At 66.4% G+C, this 7,563-nt stretch carries 7 protein-coding genes and 2 pseudogenes; all 9 read right to left on the bottom strand.

Features of this window, described 5'->3' with window-relative positions; translation table 11 throughout:
- Positions 1-845 (bottom strand): annotated as a pseudogene (locus tag ACWDTP_RS35935) (F0F1 ATP synthase subunit beta); the annotation flags it as partial.
- Between the two features lie 47 nt (positions 846-892).
- The gene (locus ACWDTP_RS35930) at positions 893-1,816 is read right to left on the bottom strand and encodes a F0F1 ATP synthase subunit gamma (RefSeq protein ID WP_450027983.1); all 924 of its coding nucleotides are present in this window, start codon (positions 1,814-1,816) and stop codon (positions 893-895) included.
- 7 nt (positions 1,817-1,823) lie between these two features.
- Positions 1,824-3,473 carry a F0F1 ATP synthase subunit alpha gene (gene atpA, locus ACWDTP_RS35925; RefSeq protein WP_450027982.1) on the bottom strand — a complete coding sequence of 550 codons (1,650 nt, stop codon included), beginning with the start codon at positions 3,471-3,473 and terminating at the stop codon, positions 1,824-1,826.
- A gap of 52 nt (positions 3,474-3,525) precedes the next feature.
- Positions 3,526-4,863, bottom strand: a complete 1,338-nt coding sequence (locus ACWDTP_RS35920) for a F0F1 ATP synthase subunit B/delta (RefSeq protein WP_450027981.1) — start codon at positions 4,861-4,863, stop codon at positions 3,526-3,528.
- Positions 4,864-5,379: a F0F1 ATP synthase subunit B gene (locus ACWDTP_RS35915; protein WP_450027980.1), complete on the bottom strand. Its 516-nt coding sequence runs from the start codon at positions 5,377-5,379 to the stop codon at positions 4,864-4,866.
- Between the two features lie 9 nt (positions 5,380-5,388).
- Positions 5,389-5,649, bottom strand: coding sequence for a F0F1 ATP synthase subunit C (locus ACWDTP_RS35910; RefSeq protein WP_036440957.1), 261 nt, complete (start codon positions 5,647-5,649; stop codon positions 5,389-5,391).
- Between the two features lie 78 nt (positions 5,650-5,727).
- Positions 5,728-6,507, bottom strand: a complete 780-nt coding sequence (atpB, locus tag ACWDTP_RS35905; protein WP_450027979.1) for a F0F1 ATP synthase subunit A — start codon at positions 6,505-6,507, stop codon at positions 5,728-5,730.
- 10 nt (positions 6,508-6,517) lie between these two features.
- Positions 6,518-6,964, bottom strand: a complete 447-nt coding sequence (locus ACWDTP_RS35900) for an ATP synthase subunit I (protein ID WP_450027978.1) — start codon at positions 6,962-6,964, stop codon at positions 6,518-6,520.
- 269 nt (positions 6,965-7,233) lie between these two features.
- A pseudogene (locus ACWDTP_RS35895) lies at positions 7,234-7,563 on the bottom strand (undecaprenyl-phosphate alpha-N-acetylglucosaminyl 1-phosphate transferase); the annotation flags it as partial.

The following is a 7,563-nucleotide window of genomic DNA, read 5'->3' as shown; positions in this document are numbered from 1 at the left end:
GGCTGGTAACCCACGGCCGAAGGCATGCGGCCCAGCAGGGTCGACACCTCGGAACCGGCCTGGGTGAACCGGAAGATGTTGTCGATGAACAGCAGCACGTCCTGGCCCTGCTCGTCGCGGAAGAACTCCGCCATGGTCAACGCGGACAGCGCGACACGCATACGGGTGCCTGGCGGCTCATCCATCTGGCCGAACACCAGCGCGGTGTCCTTGAGCACGTTGGCATCCTCGAGCTCGACCCACAGGTCGTTGCCCTCACGGGTGCGCTCCCCCACGCCGGCGAACACCGAGGTACCACCGAAGTTGCGGGCGATGCGGTTGATCATCTCCTGGATCAACACCGTCTTACCCACACCGGCACCACCGAACAGCGCGATCTTGCCGCCACGCACGTACGGGGTGAGCAGGTCGACGACCTTCAGGCCGGTCTCCAGCATCTCGGTGCGGGGCTCGAGGTCGGCGAAGGCAGGCGGCTTGCGGTGGATCGACCAGTGGTCGAAGTCCTTGCCGTAGCCCGGATCGTCGAGGCAGTCGCCGAGCGCGTTGAACACGTGGCCCTTTACGCCGTCGCCGACGGGGACCGAGATCGAGGCTCCGGTGTCGGACACCTCGACGCCACGGACCAGGCCATCGGTGGGCTGCATCGAGATGCAGCGCACCAGGTTGTCGCCGAGGTGCTGGGCGACCTCAAGCGTCAGGGTCTTGGCGAGCGCACCGAACGTGATCTCGGCGTGCAGCGCGTTGAACAGGTCGGGCACCGAGCCCCTCGGGAACTCGACGTCCACCACCGGACCGGTGATTCGGACAACGCGACCCGCGGTCTTGGTGTCTACGGCAGCAGTCATAATTTTTCTCTTCTTCGCTTTCCTACGGGGCTCTGTCGGTGATCCGGCTAGCGCGCGTCGGCCAGCGCGTTGGCACCGCCGACGATCTCACTGATTTCCTGGGTGATCTGCGCCTGACGCTCACGGTTCGCTTCCAGTGTGAGCGCCTTGATCAGATCGTCGGCGTTGTCGGTGGCCGACTTCATGGCCCGCCGGCGCGACGCCAGTTCCGAAGCCGCCGCTTCCAAGAGTGCCGCATACACCCGGGTGGCGATATAACGCGGCAGCAGTGCGTCGAACAGTGTCTCGGCATCGGGCTCGAACGAGTACAGCGTGTGCGGGCCGGCCTCGGGCTCACCGACATACTCAATGTCCATCGGAGCGATCCGCCGCGCGACCGTGGTCTGCGACAGCATCGACCGGAACTCGGTGGACACGATGTGCAGTTCGTCGACACCGAGGATCCCGTCGACTCCGGCGTCGTCACCCTCGTCGTCGGCGCCGGACATGAACGCCGTCACCAGGGTCTCGGCGATCTCCTTGGCGTTCTCGTAGGTCGGCTGCTCGGAGAAGCCGGTCCACGAGTCGGTCACCTCGCGTTGCCGGAAGCTGTAGTAGCCCAGGGCTTTGCGGCCGACGACGTAGAGCACCGGGTTCTTACCCTCGTCGCGCAGCAGCGAGAAGAGCTCCTCGGCCCGGCGCAGCACATTCGCGTCGTACGCACCGCACTTGCCTCGGTCCGACGACATCACCAACACGCCGGCCCGCTTGGGCGCCTCCCGCTCGACGAGCAGGGGGTGATCCAGCGCGCTGGCCCCGGCCAGCTCGGTGAGCATGTTGGTGATCTCGGTGGAATAGGGCCGGGCCGCTTCGACCCGGGCCTGCGCCTTACCGATCCGCGACGTGGCGATCAGCTCCAGGGCCTTGGTGATCTTCTTGATCGACCCTGCCGCGCGGATACGTCCGCGCAGCTCGCGCACTGTGGCTGCCATACGTTACCTATGCCTTCTTGGGAGCAGGCTTGCGGACCTTGACCGATTCCTTCTCCAGGTCCTCGGCGTCCAGGGCGTCGACATCCGCCTCCTTGACGACGACCGAGCTGCCGTCAGAAGCCGAGAAGCCCTTCTTGAATTCGTTGATGACCGAAGCCAGCTTCTCCTCGGCCTCCTCGGAGAGCTTCTTGGTCTCCTTGATCCCGCTGAGGATGTCGGAGTGGCTGGCCTTGACATGCTCGAGCAGCTCGGCCTCGAATCGCGCGACGTCGTCGACCGGAACCGAATCCAGGTGGCCCTTGGTGCCGAGGAAGATCGCGACGACCTGGTCCTCGACCGCCATCGGGCTGTACTGCGGCTGTTTGAGCAGCTCGACCAGGCGGGCGCCGCGGTCCAGCTGCGCCTTCGACGTGGCATCCAGATCGGAGGCGAAGGCGGCGAAGGCCTCCAACTCGCGGTACTGCGACAGGTCCAGACGCAGCGAGCCCGCCACCTCTTTCATGGCCTTGATCTGTGCGGCACCACCGACGCGGGAGACCGACACACCGACGTTGATGGCCGGTCGCACACCCTGGTTGAACAGGTCGGACTCCAGGAAGCACTGCCCGTCGGTGATCGAGATGACGTTGGTCGGGATGTAGGCCGAGATGTCGTTGGCCTTGGTCTCGATGATCGGCAGCCCGGTCATCGAGCCGCCGCCGAGCTCGTCGGAGAGCTTCGCGCAGCGCTCCAGCAGACGCGAGTGCAGGTAGAAGACGTCACCCGGGTAGGCCTCGCGACCCGGCGGGCGGCGCAGCAGCAGCGAGATCGCGCGGTAGGCCTCGGCCTGCTTGGTGAGGTCGTCGAACACGATCAGCACGTGCTTGCCGTCATACATCCAGTGCTGGCCGATCGCCGAGCCGGTGTAGGGCGCGAGCCACTTGAAGCCTGCGGAATCGGACGCTGGTGCCGCGACGATGGTGGTGTACTCCATCGCACCGCCCTCTTCCAGGGCCCGCTTCACGCTGGCGATCGTGGTGCCCTTCTGGCCGACCGCGACGTACACGCAACGCACCTGCTGGTCGGGGTCGCCGGTCTCCCAGTTCTCCCGCTGGTTGAGGATGGTGTCGACGCAGACCGCGGTCTTGCCGGTCTTGCGGTCACCGATGATCAGCTGGCGCTGGCCGCGACCGATCGGGGTCTGGCTGTCGATGGCCTTGATACCGGTCTGCAGTGGCTCGCCGACGCCCTGGCGCTGCACCACCGAGGGGGCCTGCAGCTCCAGCGCACGCCGGGCCTCGGCGGCGATATCGCCCTGCCCGTCGATCGGCTGGCCCAACGGGTTGATGACGCGGCCCAGGAAGGCGTCGCCGACCGGGACCGAGAGCACCTCGCCGGTGCGCTTGACCTGCTGGCCCTCTTCGATCTTCTCGAACTCACCCAGGATGACGGCGCCGACGCTGTGCTCGTCGAGGTTGAGCGCCACGCCGAGGACACCGCCGGGGAACTCCAGCAGCTCCTGCGTCATGACCGAGGGCAGACCCTCGACGTGGGCGATGCCGTCACCGGCGTCGATGACGGTGCCGATCTCTTCACGCTCGGTGTCGGCGGAAAACGAGGATACGTAGTCCTCGATGGCACCTTCGATATCAGCAGCCGAGATTGTCAACTCTGCCATGGTTTTTCGTCTTCCTACCTTGTGTTCTTGGGTGGTTCGTGGGTCTGGGTGCTCAGTCAGGCAGCCCGGTTTGGGCAGCTGCCAGCCGCGCAGCGATGGAGCCGTCGATCACTTCGTCGCCGACGGTGATCGACAGGCCGCCGAGCAGTTCCGGGTCGACGTGCAGCTGCACCGACACGGGGTGGCCGTAGATGCGGGTGAGCACCTCGGTCAGCCGGGTGCGCTGGGCGTCGCTGAGGTCGGCGGCAGCGGTCACATGGGCGACCACCTCACCGCGGCGCGCAACGGCGAGCTCGGCGAGGTCGATGACGGCCTCGTCGGCACGCTCACCGCGCAACAGCCCGACGGTCTGGCCGAGCAGTGCCGCCGCGGTCCCGTTCACCCCGGAGCCACCGGTGAGCACCTTGTCCAACAAGCCGACCCGGCCGTCGGCCGGCGTGGTGTAGTCGCTCAACGCGGCCGACAGCCGGGGCTCGGCGTCGAGGACCCGGCCGAACCGGAACAGCTGGTCCTCCACCTCGTCGACCTCACCGGCGGTCTCGGCGCGCTTGAGCAGTGCCAGCCGCGCGGTGTGTTCGATCGCGTCGACCAGGTTCGACTCGGTCGACCAGCGCTGCGACACGGCGGTGCGCAGCACGTCCAGCGCGGTGGCGCCGACCTTGCCGGACAGCAGCGAGTCCAGCAGCCGCACCTTGGGTGCCGGATCGTCGGTGGGCTCGGCCAGATGCTTGTTGAGTACGGTCTCGGACAGCAGCAGCTTGGCCACCGAGGCCAGATCGTCGGCGAGCGCAGTGAGCGCGCCGGCGTCCAGACCGCCCGCCACCGAGTCGAACTTCTCCACCACGACGGCCAGGGATTCACGGCTGGCGGCGCGCAGCTTGGCCATCGCCGCGGTGTCGATCACCGCCGACGACGGTGCCATCTGATCCAGCTCGGCCAGGAACCGGTCGACGGTGGCCGCCTGCGCGGCCGGGTCGGCGACGTGGGCCCGCACCAGGGCGTCGGCCTTGGTCACCGACTCCGCACCGAGCCCGGTCCGCAACTGGCGGATGAGCTGCTGACGCATCAGCGCGACCTGCTGGACGCCCTGGGCCTTGATCCGATCGGCTTCCGTGCCCGCCTGCTCGGCCAACTGCGCGGAGATCCGTTCGGAGTCCTGCCTGGCCTCGTCGGTGACCTTCGCCGACTCGGCCTTGGCGTCGGCGAGCGACTTGGCGTGCATCGCATCGGCGTCGGCGAGCTTCTGTGACGCCTCGGCACTCTCCGCGAGCGCGACGCGCACGGCTTCCTGCTGCTTGGCCATCAGCGTCTTCACCGGCGGCACCACATACTTCCAGAGGATGAATGCGATGACGGCGAAGCCGATCAGCTGCCCGATGAATATCGACATCTACTGTGTCCCACCTGATTTCACGTCCACGCCGAGGATCCGGCTGGCCAGCGTGGCGGACAGCCCGTCCACCGAGGGCTCGAGCCCGCTGCGCACCTGATCGCCCTGCGCCGACAACTGCGCATCGGCCTGCCGCAGGTTCTCGGCCACTTCGCCACCGGCTTCGGCGCGCTTCTCGTCGACCACTTGGCGGCCGGACGCCCTGGCCTCGTCGCGGATCGACGATGCCTGGGACCGGGCCCCGGCCATCGTCTCGTCGTAGTCGGCCCGTGCCGCCGCGACCTGTTCGGCCGACTTGCGGTTGTCGGCCGCGGTCTTGGCCAGCATCGCTTCCCGCTCCGCCAGCACCTTGCCGACCGGCGGCACAACCCATTTCGCGATCACGCCGAGCACGATCAGGAAGATGAGCAGCACCGCGAAGAAGGTGCCGTTGGGGACCAGGAAGTTGCTCTGGCCCCCACCGCCTTCCTCCGCTGCCTGGCTGGCGGCCAGGATTCTTGCGCTCAATTCACCCATGCCGACGGACTACTGCAGACCCGGGGTGGCGAAGACGAACAGCGCCATGAAGGCCAGGTTGATGAAGTACGCCGCCTCAACCAGACCAACCGTGATGAAGAACGGGGTGAACAGCCGGCCCTGGGCCTCGGGCTGCCGGGCGATGCCCGAGATCAGCGCGTTACCCGCGATGCCGTCACCGATGCCAGCGCCGATGGCGCCGCCACCCATGATCAATCCACCGCCGATCAGAGCGCCGGCCGTGATGATGGCGTTTGGATCGAGTTCCATTCCTTTTATCCTCCTTGATAACTGGTGGCCGTGCCGCCAGAGTCTGTGGTCACTTCGGTCGTAGCTGGGTTATGCGGTTCAGTGCGCGTGTTCGTCTTCCAACTCCATCGCCTGGCTGAAGTACAGGATCGTCAGCAGCGAGAAGATGAACGCCTGAATCAGGCCGACGAAGAGGTCGAAGGTCTTCCAGATCGCGTTGGGCGCCCACTGGATGTACCAGGGGAACATCGCGATCAGCGACACCAGGATGCCGCCGGCGAAGATGTTGCCGAAAAGTCGGAGGGCCAGCGAGATCGGCTTGGCCAGTTCCTCGACGATGTTGATCGGCGCGAGCAGCGCGACGTGGCCCTTGACCACCTTGACCGGGTGCCCGACGATGCCGCGGCGCCAGATCCCCGCGATGTGGTAGGCGCAGAACACGAACAGGGCCAGCGCCAGCACGAAGTTGATGTCGGAGGCCGGCGGCTTGTACCACTCGGCGGCGGCGCCGTCGGATCCGCCGTACTGCAGCGGCAGCACCGCGAGCCAGTTCGAGATCAGGATGAACACGAAGATCGCGATCGCCAGGGGAAGCACGAACGGCGCGACCTTCATGCCGATCGCGCTTTCGATCTGGCCGCGCATCTGGATGGTGAGGGCCTCCCAGAAGAGCTGCACGCCACCGGGCACACCGGTCGAGGTGACCTTGGACTTCAGGAAGAAGGCCAGCCCGATCACGATCACCGCGGTGATCGCGGTGGCCAGGATGGTGTCACCGTTGAACGTCATCCCCAACAGTTCGAACACCATCGTGTGGTGCCCGACGTGGATGGCGGCGCCGCCTTCTTCGGCAGCCAGCACGGTCGTCGTCTGCGTCATAGAGGAAAGCTCAACCCTTCGATTCCGTATCCAAGACGTCCAGGCCGTTGGCGCGGATCTTCCGCAGCACCGGAATGCTGGTGCTCATCACCAGCAACGCCTGGAACACCGCAAGCCCGAACAGCACCGCAATGCCGCCGGAGGTTCTGAAGACAAATGCGATGGCGAGTGCGATCGCGGTGATGACCAGCAGCCTGGTCGCCGAGTTGACCGCCATCTTCTTCTTGAGCGGATGGTCCTCGGCGGTGATCGATTCGACCGCGCGCCGGACCAGCAGGGCGTTGACCAGGCCGAGACCGAGGCCGGCCCCGAAGAAGACGCCGAACAAGATGTGGCCGGTGAAGCCGGAGGCGAGCACCGCGAGCGCGGTCAGTGCGACGCAGACGATCAGCAGGCGTACCGGCCGGAAGGCCACCGACGGAAACACCAACGGCGCGTCCTGCGCTGGCGTCGTCACCGATTCACCCCTATCCCGCTGTCACGGAAGTCGTCCCCTTGTACCAGCATTGGCTGGAAATATCCTGTGCGTGCCCGACGAGCGTATCGGAGGGCGACGGGCGCGCTGGATTCACCCAAGGGGTAGCTCCCTTTGTCGGTCGTATATCGGCGCCGATCGGTTCGTCGAATCGATGGGCCGGGCCGGCAACCCGCGAGGTTTTTCGGGTTCTGCCAGTAAAGTACCACATGGTAGGCAGCCAAAAACGGGGCCTACTACTTTTTGTCGTACTAATCCTGCGGGGCCCCGTCGGCACCCTCTTCACCCGGTCCGGCCGGACGCAGAAGCGGGATCAGGGTCACCACGATCGCGACGAGAATAGCGGCGATCATCACCGCGCCGGTGTAGCGCGGATCGAAGAAGATCGTGCTGGCCGCGCCGAACGCGATGATGCCCACCCACAGGTAGATCAGCAGCACGGCCCGGCGGTGCGAATGGCCGATCTGCAGCAGCCGGTGGTGCAGATGCATCTTGTCCGGGCTGAGCGGGCTACGGCCGGCCCGGGTGCGTCGCACGATCGCCAGCAACGTGTCCAGCGCGGGCACCAGCATCACCGCGAC

It is taken from the genome of Mycobacterium sp. NPDC003449 (genome assembly GCF_053588415.1).
The sequence above is the reverse complement of the archived record's forward strand: the minus strand, read 5'-3'. Positions and strand labels throughout refer to the sequence as shown.

What these genes read in the sequence shown, in the direction of transcription:
- ACWDTP_RS35910 (WP_036440957.1), bottom strand. Translation starts at nt 5,649, where the DNA reads ATGGAACTCGATCCAAACGCCATCATCACGGCCGGCGCTCTGATCGGC.
- atpA (WP_450027982.1), bottom strand. Translation starts at nt 3,473, where the DNA reads ATGGCAGAGTTGACAATCTCGGCTGCTGATATCGAAGGTGCCATCGAG.
- ACWDTP_RS35930 (WP_450027983.1), bottom strand. Translation starts at nt 1,816, where the DNA reads ATGGCAGCCACAGTGCGCGAGCTGCGCGGACGTATCCGCGCGGCAGGG.
- ACWDTP_RS35920 (WP_450027981.1), bottom strand. Translation starts at nt 4,863, where the DNA reads ATGTCGATATTCATCGGGCAGCTGATCGGCTTCGCCGTCATCGCATTC.
- ACWDTP_RS35915 (WP_450027980.1), bottom strand. Translation starts at nt 5,379, where the DNA reads ATGGGTGAATTGAGCGCAAGAATCCTGGCCGCCAGCCAGGCAGCGGAG.
- atpB (WP_450027979.1), bottom strand. Translation starts at nt 6,507, where the DNA reads ATGACGCAGACGACGACCGTGCTGGCTGCCGAAGAAGGCGGCGCCGCC.